This is a genomic window from Kocuria nitroreducens (assembly GCF_042879195.1).
GTDB classification, from domain to species: domain Bacteria; phylum Actinomycetota; class Actinomycetes; order Actinomycetales; family Micrococcaceae; genus Kocuria; species Kocuria nitroreducens.
The window spans coordinates 33,283-48,840 of the sequence record NZ_JBHZTC010000024.1 but is presented as its reverse complement, the minus strand read 5'-3'; the positions used below and the strand labels follow the sequence as shown (position 1 = coordinate 48,840).

Sequence of the window (15,558 nt, the reverse complement as noted above, 5' to 3'; positions counted from 1 at the left end):
GAACGCCACAGGCACTCACCACCGCTGGAAGCTAGCCACCATGACTGGAAACCAGGCTGTAGGTCAGGTCAACCTGTCACCTATCGGTGCGGCAGTCCCGACTATTGAAACCATCCCATATTCAAGGCTGGCAGATTGAGTTGGCGAGACGCCCATTCATGGCCTGGGGTCACACGGCAAGCTCTATGCGCGGTTCGTTACAGGGACGTGACATACCGAAATCAATGTTCTTCACTTCTTGCTTTGGCTTGTTGCCATGCTCTGAATAATCTTACGTTGTTCCCACCTACCTCACAGGTACGACCAGTTCTACTGGTTTTGAGTTCTGTCACTGATCGGGTGCTTCCCGGTAGTGAACCACGTTTACATGGGGGAATCATGCAAAATCGTAAGAAAGTATTGGCTGCAGCGGTGATGGTTGGCGCACTCACGGCACCACCTTTGGCTACCGCATCATTCGCCGCACCGTACACACCCAACGAACAGGTCAACGAGCTTCTTGACTTTGCACCCTCCGACGAACGGGGCGAGGAGCGCCGCGGCCAGGGCAACAACAACGGCCAGGGCAACAACAACGGCCAGGGCAACAACAACGGCCAGGGCAACAACAACGGCCAGGGCAACAACAACGGCCAGGGCGAAGAGCGGACCAAGCCCACCTACACCAAGCCCACCACCACGCCCACCACCAAGCCCACCTACACCAAGCCCACCTACACCAAGCCCACCTACACCAAGCCGACCACCTCGCCCACCACCTCGCCCACCACCTCGCCCACCACCAAGCCCACCTACACCAAGCCCACCTACACCAAGCCCACCACCTCGCCCACCACCACCAAGACCAAGACCGTCAAGCCGACAACCACGGTCACCAAGCCCACCACCACCAAGACCAAGACCGTCAAGCCGACAACCACGGTCACCAAGCCCACCACCACCAAGACCAAGACCGTCAAGCCGACAACCACGGTCACCAAGCCCACCACCACCAAGACCAAGACCGTCAAGCCGACAACCACGGTCACCAAGCCCACCACCACCAAGACCAAGACCGTCAAGCCGCCCAAGGCGACATACAAGCCCGCGCCGACAAGTGACAAGACGGAAGGAGCCTTCGAGCGTCTTGTTAGCAGAGTGAAGTCCTGGTGATGGGACTGATATCACAGTCCATCTAATACTCGCTGCCTAGGGGGAGGTCCCATCCATGGATGGGACCTCCCCCTTTGGTGGTAGCTACAGCTTGTAAGCCCGGAACCATTACCGCAGAAAATTAGGAGAGTGAGCCCCGCAAGAACTTAACTTCCGCGAATAATGCAATCTGAACCGTCACGGGTTTGATGCCGCTTCCTTGTGATGAAGGATGACGACAGGGACTGATGCACCGATAGGTGACAGGTGGGGTTTCATGCCGCGAGAGTCACGGCGGGCTTCATCATGGTCTCGTACTCGATGGGGGTCAACCGCCCGAGACGGGCTTGCCGACGGCGCCGGTAGTAGGTCCGCTCGGTCCAGGTGACGATCGCGATCCGCAACTCGTCCCGAGTCGCCCAGGACGGCCGGTCGAGGACGTTCTTCGGGACTGCCCCGGCTTTCCTTGACTCTCGGGGTTGATAGGTTTCAGGCGGCTTTAAGGCCGTGATTGATGGTCTCAAACTCGACCGGTGTGAGACGACCCAGACGGCGTTGCCGGCGCCGGCGGTGGTAGGACTTCTCGATCCAGGTCACGATCGCCAGGCGCAGCTCTTCGCGAGTGGACCAGCGCTGCCGGTCCAGGACGTTCTTCTGCAGCAGGGCGAAAAACGACTGTGACGCTGGGGGCATGCCGCGACCCTGCCCATCGACCCCACGAGGTCGTGGTGGGCGAGCTCGTGGACGAATTTTCGGGCTCGAAATTGACTACCCCTGTCCGAATGAACCACGCAGCCGATCACTGATCCTCGGCGAGCCACCGCGCTGCGCAGGGCCGTGACCGCCAAGGACGCCTTCATTCGGGAGCCGATGGAGTAGCCGACGATCCGGTTGGAGTAGACGTCCTTGATCGCGCAGAGGTAGAGCTTGCCCTCATCGGTGCGATGCTCGGTCAGATCGGTGAGCCACAGCCGGTTGGGCGCGGTGGCGGTGAAGTCGCGCTCCACCAGGTCCTCGTGCACCGGTGGACCGGGGCGGCGGTTCAGCCCGCGCTTCCTGGAGTGGACGCTGAAGAGACGCTGGGCCGAGCACAGGCGCTGCACGCGGTTCTCCCCGGCGGTGATGCCGTGGTCGGGCAGCTCGTCGGCGATGAACCGGTAGCCGAAGGCGGGGTCGTCGGCGTGGATGGCAATCGCGGCGTCGATCAGGTGCGCGTCGTCCCAGTCGCGGTCGGTGACGGGCTTGGCGCGCCACTCGTAGAAGGACTGCTTGGAGAAACCGAGCACCCGGCAGGTCACCGCCACGGGGATTCCATCGGCGGCCAGGTCGAGGACCAGCGGGTACGTCTGTAATGGGTTCAGGCGGGCCCGGGGCCGGCCTGACAGGCTGATGACCAGCGTGCTGGAAGTGACTCAGGGTATCTCCGACCCGCAGTCGCGGTGTCTTGAAAATGATGTGTCCCTCCCGTGCGCTGGGCATCGGTCTGTTGCGCCCGAATGACCTGATCAGAAGATTGTCCGCCCTCCCGGCGTGACCCATTACAGAAGCGTCTTTGTGCGACCCCGGCAGACCTGCCTCACCCACCTGGAACATCCAGTACGAGGAGGTCACGGTCATGACGATCGTCGCCGAGCATTACGACTACGTCGTCGGAGTCGACACCCACGCCAGAACCCACACCTACACCGCCCTGGCCGCGGGCACCGGAGCGGTGCTCGACACGGCCGTCTTCCCCACCACGACCACCGGCACCACCCGAGCCATCAGTTGGATCCGCCGCCGCACGACCAACGGCGACGTGCTGGCCGCGGTAGAGGGCACCTCCTCCTACGGGGCCCGCCTGACCTGCGCCCTGCTGGCCGAGGACATCCCGGTAGCCGAGGTGCGCCCACCGAACCGCAACGCGCGGGCGATGCACGGCAAGTCCGACGCCATCGATGCCCAGGCGGCCACCCGCTCGGTCCTGGGCCAGGAGGTGGGCCAGCTGATCGAGCCCCGGGCCGCCGGGGCGCGGACGGCACTGCGCGTTCTGCTGGCCGCCCGGCTGCTGATGGATCATCAGCGCACCGCCAACCGCAACGCCCTCACCGCGCTGCTGCGCGGCATCGACCTCGGCATCGACGCCCGCCGGCCGCTGAAGGACGCCCAGATCGCTACCATCGCCGCCTGGCGGACCGTGCCGCACGCCCAGGCAGACGTAGTGGTCGCCCGGGCAGAGGCCAAGCGCCTGGCGATCGCCATCCGAGCCGGCACCGAGCAATTGGCCGCCAACCGCACGTCTCTGCAGACCCTGGCCGAGGAACTCGCCCCCGGCCTGCAGGAGACCCCGGGGATCGGGCCGGTCACGGCGGCGATCATCGTCTGCGCCTATTCCCACCACGGGAGGATCCGCTCCGAGGCCGCCTTCGCGGCCCTGGCCGGAGTCGCGCCCCGGCCGGCGTCCTCGGGCAATACCACTCGCCACCGGCTCAACCGCTCCGGGGACCGTCAGCTCAACCGGGCCTTCGAGACCATCGTGCGCACCCGCATCAGCTTCGACCCCGTCACCCGTGATTACGTCGCCCGCGCCCGGGCCACCGGCAAGAGCTCACGTGAGATCCGGCGCAACCTCAAGCGCTATGTCGCCCGCTCCGTTTTCCGGCAGTTGCAGGCCATCATGGGTTGACAGCACCCATAGAAGAATCATTTTGGGGGCAGCTCGCGGGCGAAGAAGGCCGCGGCCCGGCGCAGGATCTCGTTCTCCTGCTCGAGCAGTCGGTTGCGCCGCTTCAGCGCCCGCAACTTTTCGGCCTCGGCGGTGGTGACACCGGGGCGTACGCCGTCGTCGACGTCGGCCTTGCGGAGCCAGTTGTGGAGGGTGGCTTCTGAGATCCCGAAGTCGCGGGCGATCTGGGACAGCGGGGCCTCGTGCTTGCGGGCCACCGCCACCACGTCGCGGCGGAACTCCTCGGGGTAGGGCTTGGGCACGGTTTCATCCTGACCGTGAGGAGAGATCCTCACAAGTCAGGAGTCAGGTGAACCGGGGGCAGTCCCTGCAGGCATGGTTAGCCCTCTCGGAACCGCGAGCAACAACACATCAGGTTCTGGGACCAGGCGCGAAGTTCGACGACGAGTACGTCGACGCCATCGTGATGACCCCCTCCGTCCCGGCCGGCACGCCCACATTAGCGGGCTTGCACCGGAGCGCCATTCACGTGTCTCCGTAGCCCCGAGGGAGCCCGAAATCCATGTGCAGCCTGGGGAGGCAGGATCGCTGGCACTTCGGCGGGGCGTCCGGGACGGATCCTCCGACTGACGGGCCGTCGGCGGTCTTCAGCCGGGATGCGGCCTTCTACCGGCACGGCCGTCGACTACCCCACGCCCCCGGGCCACGATCCCACTGCGTGCCGTAAGTCCTCCGGCCTCGCAGTCCGCTCAAATCCATGCGTCGAACCACATCCGTTCCGACCACTGCTCGTAGGTTATGGTCTCGCCAGTCCAAATCGGCATGAAGTACAAGCTCGCAAGCAAGGTGGCGGCTGTGAAGACCCCGACCATTACAAGGCCTGCCAGGCGGTGCGCCTGCTTCCCAGAACGGCCGAGAACCAGGCCGAGCATTCCCGCGAGCATTAACATGAGGTACGGCACGAAAGGCAAAGCGTAGAAGAAGAACATCGTGCGCTCCGGGTACAGGAACCAGGGCAGATACCCGGCGGCGAACACCCCCAGCAACGCCCCAAACCGCCAGTCCCGACGGACCGCCCACAGCCACACGGACATGACGATGGCGAGGATCGCGGTCCACCACAACAGCGGGTTACCTACGTTGAGAATGGCCTGCGAGCACTCCTCTACAACGCAACCCTCAGATCCCAGCCCGGGAGCCTCGTAGTAGTAGGCCGTGGGCCGCCCCAGAATCAGCCACAGCCACGGCAACGCCTCATAGTCGTGGGGATCTCCCAGTCCGCTGTGAAAATTGTAGTTCTCCACGTGATACGTCCACAGTGAGCGCAGGGATGCCGGCAACCACAGCACTCCCTCTCCAGGGTATTCCACAGCCCAGTTGCGATAGGCCCCGTCTGGCGAAGCGAACCAGCTGGCCCATGTGGCCAGGTAGACCGCCAGGCTCGTGCCCACCACGGCGACAAACGCGGGCACCCCGTCTTTGAGCACCCCGGCGAGGACCCAGTGCCGGATCCCAGCGGTGCGGCGTGCGTTGAGATCCCACAACACCGTCAGGACTCCTAGACCGGCTACAAGAAACAAGGCGTTCCACTTTACACCGAGTGCCAGGCCACAAGCCGCCCCCGCAGCAATCCGCCACCATCGCACTCCCAGCCACGGGCCCCATTCAAACCGGCGCAACAGTTCATCCTCCGGCATGCGGGCGGCCTCCTCGGGGGGCACGCCCAGCCGCGCGGCCAACCGCCTCCGCCCGTCTGAGCGGTCCATGAGTAACAGGACGAAGGCCAGCAGCACGAAGAACATTAGGAACACGTCCAGCAATGCGAGCCGAGACTGGACCAGGTGAAGTCCGTCCACCGCAGTGAACAGGCCGGCGAGCGTCGCAACCGTCGCGGAGCGGAAGAGCAACCACCCGGCCATACAGACCAGGACAATCGACAACGTCCCGAAAAGAGCTGCGGCGAACCGCCAGCCGAAGGGGTCGACGCCGAAAAGCCATATACCGGCGGCAATCAACCACTTCCCCAGTGGTGGATGGGCAGGATTGGCTGCCTGGGGTAGCGCCTCGGGGGGCGTCCCCACCGCGAACAGCTCGTCAGGTTGTTCTTCCTCCGGTGGCCATTCGCGTTCATAACCGTGAAGGAACACCGAGTACGCGTCCTTGACGTAGTATGTCTCGTCGAAAACGATGCCATCCGGGTGGGAGAGGTGCCAAAAGCGCAACACGCCACCAAGCAACACCACCAACAACGGCGCCAGCCATATGAGGCGGGACGCTGGAGCCGCTGCCTGAAGGAGACGCGCCCGCAGGACGTCTAGGACGACGAACTCACGCAACCTAGTCACCGAAGGCAGCGGACGGGGTGCCAAGGTGAGGGCTGAGATCAGCCTCGGGGAATTCACGTTGTCAGGATAGGCGGATCCCTTCATGGAACCACAAGGCATTCCGTTTGATGAAGACGTGGCTCAAGAGATCCGTTTGCTGAACCCTAGAGTGGAGCCGTGAACACGGAACCCCAAGACGCCCTGCCCACAACTCGCGACGCCTCGCCGCACGACGCCGGATCCGACGCCGAGTTCAACGCGGGGACCGTGGTCCTGGCGGGCACCCCGATCGGCAACCTAGGCGACGCCCCGCCCCGGCTGCGGGCGGCGCTCGAGACCGCGGACGTGCTCGCCGTGGAGGACACCCGGCGGCTGCGCCGGCTCACCGCCGGGCTCGGGGTCACCACGCGCGGGCGGGTGCTCACCCACCACGAGCACAACGAGGCGGGCCGGGTCGCCGAGCTGCTCGACGCCGTCCGTGCCGGCGGCACCGTGCTGGTCCTCTCCGACGCCGGGATGCCCACCGTCTCCGACCCCGGCTACCGGCTCGCGGAAGCCGCGGCCGCCGAGGGCCTGACCGTCACCGCGATCCCCGGTCCCTCGGCGGTGCTCATGGCGCTGGCCGTGTCCGGTCTGCCCACGGACCGGTTCACGTTCGAGGGCTTCCTGCCGCGGAAGTCCTCGGAGCGCGCCGCGCGGCTGGCCGAGCTCGCCGGCGAGCGCCGCACCATGGTCTTCTACGAGGCCCCGCACCGGCTCGAGGTCATGCTCACCGCGCTGCGGGACGCGTTCGGACCCGGCCGCCGGGCGGTCGTCGCCCGGGAGCTCACCAAGCTGCACGAGGAGGTCGTGCGGGGCTCGCTCACCGAGCTCCTCGACTGGTGCGGGCAGGGGCAGGTGCGCGGGGAGATCGCCGTCGTCGTCGCCGGTGCCCCCGCCCCCGAGGCCGCACGCCCCGAGGACCTCGTGGCCGAGGTCGAGGCGCTCGTGGCCGCCGGGACCCGGCTCAAGGACGCCGCCGGCCGCGTCGCCGAGCGCACGGGCGTGGGCAAGCGGGAGCTCTACGAGACGGTGCTGGCCGCGCGCAAGGGCTAGCGGCGGGCCGATCCGGACGCCGCCTCACAGCCGGGCGCCGCCCCAGTGAGACCGAGTTGACCGAGGGCACCGGGCCGCGACACGGTGCCGAAACATGGCCCGGCCAGACTCGGACGTGCCGGGAGCCGGGCACGTGCCGCGCGGGCCCCGGCATCCTCCTGTCCGTCCAGCAACGGAGCCATGCCATGTCCTATGTGATGCCCGCCGACTTCGTCACGAAGATGATCGACGCCGGAGCGGCGAAGGCCAACATGTCCACCCGCGACACCCTGATCCGCGCGTTCATGGCCGGCGCCATCCTCGCGCTCGCCGCGGCGTTCGCGGTCACCGTGACCGTGCAGACGGGCCAGCCGCTGCTCGGGGCCGTGCTCTTCCCGGTCGGGTTCTGCCTGCTGTACCTGCTGGGCTTCGACCTCCTGACCGGCGTGTTCACCCTGGTGCCCCTGGCGCTCATCGACAGGCGGCCGGGCGTCACCGTCCGCTCGATGCTGCGCAACTGGGGCCTGGTGTTCACCGGCAACTTCGCCGGCGCGTTCGTCGTGGCCCTCCTGATGGCGATCATCTTTACCTACGGCTTCTCCCTGCCCCCGGACGAGGTCGGCCGCCAGATCGGGGAGATCGGCGAGGGCCGGACCGTCGGCTACGCCGAGTTCGGCGCCGCCGGGATGCTGACGCTGTTCGTCCGCGCCGTGCTGTGCAACTGGATGGTCTCCACCGGGGTGGTCGCCGCGATGATGTCCACCAGCGTCTCCGGCAAGGTGATCGCGATGTGGATGCCCATCATGCTGTTCTTCTACATGGGCTTCGAGCACTCGATCGTCAACATGTTCCTGTTCCCCTCCGGCCTGCTGCTCGGCGGCGACTTCTCGGTCATGGACTACCTCGTGTGGAACGAGATCCCCACCGTGCTCGGCAACCTGGTGGGCGGGCTGACCTTCGTGGGGCTCACCCTGTACGCCACCCACGCCCGCACCGGGGCTCCCCGTACCCGGCCCGCCCTGCCGGAGGATCGCGTCCCGGTCGCGTGAGCGCGGCATCCCAGCTCCTCCAGCCGCCCCGAGTCCCCCGGGCGCTCGGCGTTCGGCCGCCGGTCCTCAGCGGCGGGTCGTCACCGACCGGGGGAGCCACCGGGCGCGCCGTGCCCCGGGCCCGCCGCGCTCGGTGAGACCTGCCCGCAGCGCCGTGACGTCCTCCGGGCCGGCCTCGGGGAACCACGCCGCGGTGCCCGGCGCGTAGAGGGCCCGCTCGACGTCCCGGCCGAGCCGCCCCAGCGGCGCCGCGGCGGCCGGCACCACGGTGCCGAGCCGGTCGACGTAGGCCCTTGGCGTCTCCGCGGCGGCGCGGCCCAGCCCGTGGTCGACGCCGAGGTCCTCGACCTCCGCCCACCCCGCCAGGGCCCGCTGCGCCGTCGGGGCCCGCTCGTCGCCCAGCACCTGCATCCGGCGCCGGCGCCGCCGGGACCGGAGGAGCCGGGGGAGGGCGGTCAGCAGGCCCAGCAGCGCGGCGGCCAGGATCCCGCCCACCCAGGGCAGCCACGCGGCCGGGCCGGTGTCCTGCTCGGGCTCCGGGACCGCGGGGGCCTCCGGGGTCGGCACGGCGGTCGGCTCGGCGGAGGGCGCGTCCTCGTCGGGGCTGTCCGCCGTGCTCGCCGGGGTGGGGGCGTCGGTCGGCTCACCGGTCGGCTCACCGGTCGGCTCCGCGGTGCCCTCGCCCTCCTGCGACTGACCGTCCCCGTCCTGCGGCCCCTCGGCGGCGTAGCCGGGGAGGTCGCCGGTGCCGGGGGTCGGCTCGAAGCGCACCCACCCGGAGCCCTCGAACCACAGCTCCGGCCACGCGTGCGCGTCCCGGGGCAGGACCGCGAACGGGCCAGGGTCCGCCGCGTCCCCGAACGGATCGCCGGCGCCGGAGTCCGTGGCCGGGAGGTAGCCGACCGCCACGCGGGCGGGGATGCCGAGCTCCCGGGCCATGACGGCCATGGCCGGGGCGAAGTGCCCGGCGTAGCCCGTGCGCACGGCGAGGAACTCCTCGAGGGAGGCCATGCCGCCGGCGTCGTAGCCCTGCTCGAGCGGGGCGTCGACGTCGTAGCGGAACTCGTCCGAGCGCAGCCACTCCTGCAGGGCCAGCGCCTGGTCGAAGGCGGTGGGAGCGTTCCCCGCCTGCTCCCGGGCGGCGTCCCGCAAGGCGGCCGGGGTCTCGCCGGGCAGCTCGCGGAACGGGGCGAGCTCCGGGGAGTCCGGTGCGGCGGCGGCCTCGCGCAGCTGCGCGGAGGTGGGTTCGGGCACGATCGAGCGGACCTCGTAGGCGGTGCCCGCCGGCGGGACCTGCTCGCCGTGCACGGTGAGGTCCCGGGGGCTCCAGGCCCAGTCGCCGTTCCCGAGCCCCGCCACGTCCACGGGCGCCCACGGCAGCGGCAGCCAGCGCTCGGACCAGTCCCGCAGCTCCACGGCGGTGCTGCGCTCGGGACCGTTGCCCACCGGGTGCAGCGGGGTGGGCCCCAGGTCGTCGAGCTCGGGGTCCAGGCCGGTGGCGTCCGGGAACCACTCCGCCCCGGAGAAGTCGGCGAGGGTGAGCACCCGCAGCAGCTCGGGCTCGTCCGTGCTCGTCGTGTACTGCAGTCGTGGCAGCTGCTCCGCGGAGCGCAGGTCCTGTCCCACGGCGCGCAGCGGGCCCACCCCGGAGGCGCGCTCACCGGCCGGACCGCTGCCCTGGGGGAACGCGCCGTTGACGAAGCCGGGCACCAGGCCCGGCACGAGCAGGGTCACCGCGAGCACGCCGGCGCCCACCACGAGGGCCCGCGGCCAGCTGCCCGGGGCCGCGGCGGTGCGGGGCTCCCGCACCGCTCCGAAGCGCCGTCCGCCGCCGAGCAGGACCAGGGCGGCGAGCACGGCGGCCGCCGTCCCGGCCGCGCCCACGCTCTCCGGCAGCACCAGGGCGGGCACCACCAGCAGCGCCAGCACGCCGAGCGCGCTGACCCCCGGCAGCCGCAGCGCCACGAGCACGGTGTCCACGAACAGGGTCACGACGCCCGCCGCGAGGGCGGTGACGAACGCGAGCGCCGCGGCCTCCGGATACGGGGCGGGCCGCTCCGCGACGATCCCGGCGGCCTCCCGCCACAGCTCCGCGCCGAGGGCCATGCTCCCGGGGGTGGGCACGAGGCCGAGCAGGGCCGGTTCGCGCAGGAACAGCACCGTGAGCGCGAGAGTCAGGGCGCCGGCGCCGAACAGGGGTGCCAGCGGGCCCGGCAGCCGCAGCACCCGGGAGGTCGTGGTCGCGGCGACCACGGCGAGGGCGGTGAGCAGGGCCCCGGGGACCCAGCCCGCGCCGTCGAGGACGCCGGTCAGCGCCACGAGCGACAGCCCGACCGCCACGAGGACCGTGCCGGCCAGGCCCAGGACGGCGCGCAGGGGGCGGCGGCCCGTCCCGGGAACCTCCCTCGGCTCGGCGGTCTCCGTCGGCGGGGACGACACGGGGGCGCGGACGGCGGCGCTCACCGGAGGGCCCCGGCCGATCGGGCCCCGCTGCCCAGCTGCGCCCACGCGTCCTCGGGCGCGGCGGACGCGGGCACGACGACGACGGACCAGCCCGCCGCCTCGAGCACGCCCGCCCCGTCCGGGACCGATCCCGGGGAGGAGGTCACCAGCACCGCGCTGCCCGCGGCCGCCCGCTGCGTGCCGCGCAGGACCTGCTCTGCCGCCGCCGCGGGGAGGTCTCCGGACACCAGGAGCACGGGGTGGACCAGGCCGTCGCGGTCGAACCGGTCGGCCAGTGCGTCCCCCACGGGTCCATCGCTCGCGGTTCCAGCGGGCACCGTGCCGCCGGCCGTCCTCTCCCGGGGTGGGGGCTCGGGGCGGACCCGGGCCAGCCCGTGCCGGGCGTCCTCGGCGCCGTCGTCGGTGACGGCGGTGGCGCGGGTGCGGGCGGGAGCGGCGTCGTCGTCGTCCTCCCCGCCCCGGGGCAGGGGGCGTCCGAAGGTGTCGAGAGCGTGTACGGCGGTCTCGCGCTGGGTGAGGTGCTCGAGCACGGCGGCGCTGAAGGACACGGCCCACTCGAACTCGGCGGTGCTGGGGAGCACGCCGGCCCACAGGCGCTGCCCGGGCCAGGAGGTCTCGTCGCGGTCCAGGACCAGGGTGAGACGGCGGGTGCTGCGGGGGTCCTCCTGACGGACCATCAGCTGGCCGTGCTTGGCGGAGGCCGCCCAGTGGACCCGCCGCATCGGATCGCCGTGCCGGTACTCCCGGGTGGTGACGTTGTCCGGGCCCGGTTGCGGCTGCGCCGTCCTGGACGGGTCGGTGCCGGACTCCCGCAGCCGGTCGGCGCTGATCTCCGGCAGTTCCACGGCGTCCGGGGCCACGTGCAGGGACGTGCGCTCGGAAGCGTCGAGCAGCTCGGCGGCGAGCCCGAACGGGTCGGCGACCCGCACCGTGGCCGGCCCCAGGGCGTACACGCCGCGGCGGCGGGGGCGGACGGTGTAGGCGGCAGGCTCCCCGCCGGCCTCCACGCTCAGCTCACGGTCCCCGCCCAGCGGCTCCGGCACCGTCTCGTGCACGGCGACCGCCCCGGTGACCGTGCCGCCGCGCCGGGTCCGGTGCCGCACGCGCAGCCGCACCACGGCGGAGTCCCCGGCCGTCACGAGCGCCGGGTCCACGCCGCGCTTGAGCAGCACCCTCGGCTTCACCACGTACAGGGACAGCGCCGCGAATAGGGGAGCCCCGCCGAGGAACAGGGCCAGCGCCAGCACGTCCTTGCGGCCCAGCCAGGTGGCCAGCAGCAGGCAGAGGGCGCCCGCCCCCAGGAAGGCCCAGCCGCGCCCCGTGAACCGGGCGCGGGAGTCCACGGGCTGCTCCGCCCGCTCGCCCTCGGCCGTCCGCTCCGGCCGGCGCCTCATCGGGTCCGGGGGGTGTGCTCGGCCGGGATCCGCACCTCGTCCAGCACCGCCCGCACCAGCTCCTCGGCGGAGTCGGTGCCCGCGCGGCGGTCCAGGATCAGGCGGTGGGCGAGCACCGGCACCGCGACCGCCAGCACGTCGTCGGGCAGGACGTACTCCCGGCCGCTCAGGGCGGCCTCCGCGCGGGCCGCGGCCTGCAGCTGGAGCAGGGCCCGGGGGCTGGCGCCCAGCCGGATCTGGGGGTGCGAGCGGGTAGCCTGGCCCAGGGCCACGATGTAGGCGCGCACCGCGTCCGAGACGTGGATGCCGCGCACGTGCGCCACCAGACGGGCCGCGTCCTCGAGGGAGACCACCGGCCGCAGGCCTTCCAGCGGGGAGCCGCCGCCGTGGTCGGTGAGCATCGTCATCTCCGCCGCGGTGTCCGGGTAGCCCATCGAGATCCGGGCCGTGAACCGGTCCCGCTGCGCCTCCGGCAGCGGGAAGGTGCCGTCCATCTCCACGGGGTTCTGCGTGGCCACCACCATGAAGGGGGTCGACAGCCGGTAGGTGGTGCCGTCCGCCGTGACCTGTCCCTCCGCCATGCACTCGAGCAGCGCGGACTGGGTCTTGGCCGACGCCCGGTTGATCTCGTCCCCGATCACCACGTTGGCGAACACCGGGCCGGGCTTGAACTCGAACTCGCGTCGGGCCTGGTCGTAGACCGACACGCCCGTGATGTCCGTGGGCAGCAGGTCCGGGGTGAACTGCACGCGCGCGACCGTCCCGCCGACCGCAGTGGCCAGCGTGCGCGCCAGCATGGTCTTGCCCACGCCCGGTACGTCCTCGACCAGCAGGTGCCCCCCGGCCAGCAGCACGCTCAGGGCCGTGCGCGCCGCCTCCGGCTTGCCGTCGATCACCGTGTTGATCCGGTCCAGGATCGCCTGCGTGTACTGGGGGAAGGACTCCATGGGCTCCTCGGCTTCCTGCTCGCGTCTGCTGCTCCCAGTATGTCTGCCCGGGCCCAGCTCGTAGATTGGACCGTGCCCGCGTGTTCCCCGCTCTGTTCCCCGTCCTGTTTCCCGGCCAGTTGCCGATCTGTTCCCCGTCCTGTTCCCCGAGACCTCCTGAGGTGCCGCCCGTGACCGACCCCAACGCCACCCTCCTCGCCGCCTCCCTGTGGCCGGACCCCGCCGCCCGGCCCGCTCCCGCCCCGGGCGCGGTCCCCGCCGCCTACGAGCCCGAGCACTACGCCGTGCCCGAGGACGTCCCCGCCGGGGAGGGCACCCGCCGCCGTTCCGCCCAGGCCGACGACGGGCGCCGCCGCAACCTCGCCTACCCGCCCGCACCGGAGCCGCTGCCGCACCCGGTGGCCGACAACCACACCCACCTGGACCTGCAGGACGGCCAGGTCCAGGTCTCGGTCCGGGACGCCGCCGACGCGGCCGCCCTCGCCGGGGTGGGCGGGCTCGTGCAGGTCGGCTGCGACGTCCCCTCCTCCCGCTTCGCCGTGGCCGCCGCCCAGGCCGACCCCCGCGTGCTGGCCGCGGTGGCGCTGCACCCCAACGAGGCGCCAAAGCTCGCGGCCGCCGGGACCCTCGACGAGGCGCTCGCGGAGATCCGGGCGCTGGGGGAGCACGAGCGGGTCCGGGCCTTCGGCGAGACCGGTCTCGACTACTACCGCACCGAGGGGGAGGGGCGGGATCACCAGAAGCGGTCCTTCCGGGAGCACATCCGCTTTGCGAAGGAGACCGGCAAGGCGCTGCAGATCCACGACCGGGACGCCCACGCCGACGTCGTCGCCGTCCTGCTCGAGGAGGGCGCCCCCGAGCGCACCGTGTTCCACTGCTTCTCCGGGGACGAGGAGCTCGCGCGCACCTGCAACGAGCACGGCTGGTACATGTCCTTCTCCGGGACCGTCACCTTCAAGAACAGCCACGACCTCAAGGCTGCGCTGCGCACCGCCCGCCCGGAGCTGGTGCTCAGCGAGACCGACGCGCCGTTCCTCACCCCGCACCCCTACCGGGGCCGGCCCAACGCCAGCTACGTGGTCAACTACACGGTGCGCGGCATGGCCGGGATCCTGGAGCAGGAGCTGGCGCCCCTGTGCGAGCGCCTCTGGGCGAACACGGTCGAGGTCTACGGGCCCTTCTGACCCGCCAGGCTCCCTCTCCTCCAGAAAGTCCCCCGCCTCTCCTTCCCCCCTGACCGCCGAACCCCAGTACTCCGTCGAGCCCCCAGGGTCCGGTTACTCCGTCGAGCCCCCAGGGTCCGGCCGCTTTCTGACGCCGAGTCCCCACCTCCCGACGCCCCCACGCGTCGAGCCCCCAGGGTCCGGCCGCCCTCTGTTGTCGAGTCCCCACCTCCCGGCGCGTTCACGCGCCGAGTCCCCAATGCGTTCGCATTTCCCCAGGAAGTTCCTGGGGAAATGCGAACGCATTGGGGACTCGGCGGTACGGCGGAGGTGTGGCGGCGGTGCGATGGGAACCAGCGGCAATGCAGCAGGGAGCAACGGAGTCAGCGGGTGGATGCCGAGCGGCGCAGCGCGGCCTCGATCCGGTCGACGGTCGCGGCGGGGGTGCGTACGACGTCGTGCCACCCCACCCGGATGACGGTCCACCCCCGTTCCTGGATCTCGACCTCGCGCCGCCGTTCGTTGCGGATCACGGCGGCGGGGTCGTCGCCGTACTTGCCCTCGCCGTCGAACTCGAGAACCAATCGGTGCTCGGGCCACGCGAAGTCGGCCCGGTAGGTTCCCGTCCGACCTACGATCACCCACTGCAGCTCCGGCGCCGGCAGGACGGACTCCGCCAGCATGAGCCGGGTGAGCGTCTCACCCACGGACTCGGAGTGCGTGTCCATGGCGTCCAGCACGCGCCGGGCTCTGCGCACGCCGCGACGGCCGGCCCACTCCGGCAGGCGCTCCTCCAGCCGGGACCGCGTGACACCGAATCGGTGCCCCTGGTCCGCCAGGACCACGGCGTCGGGGAAGGGCAGCAGCCGGGCGCAGTCCAGCAGTGTTCTTTCGCCCGTGGTGGCGCGCAGGCCCTCGACTGTGACGATGTCGGCCTCCGGCAGCTGCTCCTGGTGCCTCACGACGCCGGCGTACCCGTTGTGGGTTCCCCGCCCCGGCCGGGTGAGGGTGTGCAGGCGGGCCGGGACGCGCCGGAGGTCCAGGCCGTGCACCACGGCGGCCGAGGCGAGACAGAAGATCGGCGGCACGGTGGCAGCCCGGCTGAGCGCCCGGTGCCTGAGCAGCGCCTGCTGCTCGGGTCTGAGCCGCAGATAGGCGTCCGACGTCGTGAAGTAGCCAGGGTGGACCCGGTGGAGCTCTCCGTCGCGGAGGCGGCGCCGGATCTCGTGGCCGCTGAGGCCGGTGTCGTGCAACTGGGTGAGGCTCATGAGGTCAGTCATCATGGCCCGTTGATAGCTCCGACGGAGGCCCAATGGGTCGGCCCCCGCCGTGACCGGGGAGAGAAACG

10 protein-coding genes and 3 pseudogenes are annotated in these 15,558 nt (G+C 70.8%); 5 read left to right on the top strand and 8 right to left on the bottom strand.

Annotated elements, in window-relative coordinates:
• The first annotated feature begins 441 nt into the window (after positions 1-441).
• Positions 442-1,152 (top strand): hypothetical protein, encoded by a 711-nt coding sequence (locus ACFYE1_RS15135; protein WP_387744586.1) that lies wholly within the window; start codon positions 442-444, stop codon positions 1,150-1,152.
• Positions 1,153-1,406: 254 nt separating this feature from the next.
• Here ACFYE1_RS15135 and ACFYE1_RS17535 read toward each other — a convergent pair.
• Both ACFYE1_RS17535 and ACFYE1_RS15130 read right to left on the bottom strand, forming a co-directional pair.
• Positions 1,407-1,577 (bottom strand): annotated as a pseudogene (locus ACFYE1_RS17535) (IS3 family transposase); the annotation flags it as partial.
• Between the two features lie 43 nt (positions 1,578-1,620).
• Positions 1,621-2,489: pseudogene (locus ACFYE1_RS15130) on the bottom strand (IS3 family transposase); the annotation flags it as partial.
• A gap of 257 nt (positions 2,490-2,746) precedes the next feature.
• Here ACFYE1_RS15130 and ACFYE1_RS15125 point away from each other — a divergent pair.
• Entirely contained in the window at positions 2,747-3,796 is a 1,050-nt protein-coding gene (locus ACFYE1_RS15125; RefSeq protein WP_387744583.1) for an IS110 family transposase, read from the top strand.
• Between the two features lie 20 nt (positions 3,797-3,816).
• Here the strand turns inward: ACFYE1_RS15125 and ACFYE1_RS15120 are convergent.
• Positions 3,817-4,098, bottom strand: a pseudogene (locus tag ACFYE1_RS15120) (transposase); the annotation flags it as partial.
• Between the two features lie 447 nt (positions 4,099-4,545).
• Positions 4,546-6,225 (bottom strand): dolichyl-phosphate-mannose--protein mannosyltransferase, encoded by a 1,680-nt coding sequence (locus ACFYE1_RS15115; protein WP_387744580.1) that lies wholly within the window; start codon positions 6,223-6,225, stop codon positions 4,546-4,548.
• A gap of 72 nt (positions 6,226-6,297) precedes the next feature.
• Here ACFYE1_RS15115 and rsmI point away from each other — a divergent pair, with 72 nt between their 5' ends.
• Positions 6,298-7,215 (top strand): 16S rRNA (cytidine(1402)-2'-O)-methyltransferase, encoded by a 918-nt coding sequence (gene rsmI, locus ACFYE1_RS15110; protein ID WP_387744577.1) that lies wholly within the window; start codon positions 6,298-6,300, stop codon positions 7,213-7,215.
• A gap of 185 nt (positions 7,216-7,400) precedes the next feature.
• Positions 7,401-8,243, top strand: a complete 843-nt coding sequence (locus ACFYE1_RS15105) for a formate/nitrite transporter family protein (protein ID WP_387744574.1) — start codon at positions 7,401-7,403, stop codon at positions 8,241-8,243.
• A 66-nt stretch (positions 8,244-8,309) separates the two neighbouring features.
• Here ACFYE1_RS15105 and ACFYE1_RS15100 read toward each other — a convergent pair whose 3' ends face one another.
• The 3 genes from ACFYE1_RS15100 to ACFYE1_RS15090 are packed head-to-tail and all read right to left on the bottom strand — an operon-like array spanning position 8,310 to position 13,047.
• Positions 8,310-10,706: a transglutaminaseTgpA domain-containing protein gene (locus ACFYE1_RS15100; RefSeq protein WP_387744571.1), complete on the bottom strand. Its 2,397-nt coding sequence runs from the start codon at positions 10,704-10,706 to the stop codon at positions 8,310-8,312.
• Positions 10,703-12,100 carry a DUF58 domain-containing protein gene (locus ACFYE1_RS15095; protein WP_387744568.1) on the bottom strand — a complete coding sequence of 466 codons (1,398 nt, stop codon included), beginning with the start codon at positions 12,098-12,100 and terminating at the stop codon, positions 10,703-10,705. The genes ACFYE1_RS15100 and ACFYE1_RS15095 overlap by 4 nt, the downstream gene beginning before the upstream one ends.
• Positions 12,097-13,047, bottom strand: a complete 951-nt coding sequence (locus tag ACFYE1_RS15090; RefSeq protein ID WP_387744565.1) for an AAA family ATPase — start codon at positions 13,045-13,047, stop codon at positions 12,097-12,099. Before ACFYE1_RS15090 ends, ACFYE1_RS15095 begins: the two co-directional genes overlap by 4 nt.
• Before the next feature lie 170 nt (positions 13,048-13,217).
• Between ACFYE1_RS15090 and ACFYE1_RS15085 the strand changes: the two genes are divergently transcribed.
• Entirely contained in the window at positions 13,218-14,231 is a 1,014-nt protein-coding gene (locus ACFYE1_RS15085; protein WP_387744562.1) for a TatD family hydrolase, read from the top strand.
• A gap of 362 nt (positions 14,232-14,593) precedes the next feature.
• Here the strand turns inward: ACFYE1_RS15085 and ACFYE1_RS15080 are convergent, their stop codons facing one another.
• Positions 14,594-15,478, bottom strand: coding sequence for a DUF559 domain-containing protein (locus ACFYE1_RS15080; protein ID WP_387744559.1), 885 nt, complete (start codon positions 15,476-15,478; stop codon positions 14,594-14,596).
• Positions 15,479-15,558 lie beyond the last annotated feature (80 nt).

Excerpts from the sequence above, each read along its gene's own strand:
- ACFYE1_RS15125 (WP_387744583.1), top strand. The coding sequence starts at position 2,747 with ATGACGATCGTCGCCGAGCATTACGACTACGTCGTCGGAGTCGACACC.
- ACFYE1_RS15090 (WP_387744565.1), bottom strand. The coding sequence starts at position 13,047 with ATGGAGTCCTTCCCCCAGTACACGCAGGCGATCCTGGACCGGATCAAC.
- ACFYE1_RS15105 (WP_387744574.1), top strand. The coding sequence starts at position 7,401 with ATGTCCTATGTGATGCCCGCCGACTTCGTCACGAAGATGATCGACGCC.
- ACFYE1_RS15095 (WP_387744568.1), bottom strand. The coding sequence starts at position 12,100 with ATGAGGCGCCGGCCGGAGCGGACGGCCGAGGGCGAGCGGGCGGAGCAG.
- ACFYE1_RS15080 (WP_387744559.1), bottom strand. The coding sequence starts at position 15,478 with ATGAGCCTCACCCAGTTGCACGACACCGGCCTCAGCGGCCACGAGATC.
- ACFYE1_RS15115 (WP_387744580.1), bottom strand. The coding sequence starts at position 6,225 with ATGAAGGGATCCGCCTATCCTGACAACGTGAATTCCCCGAGGCTGATC.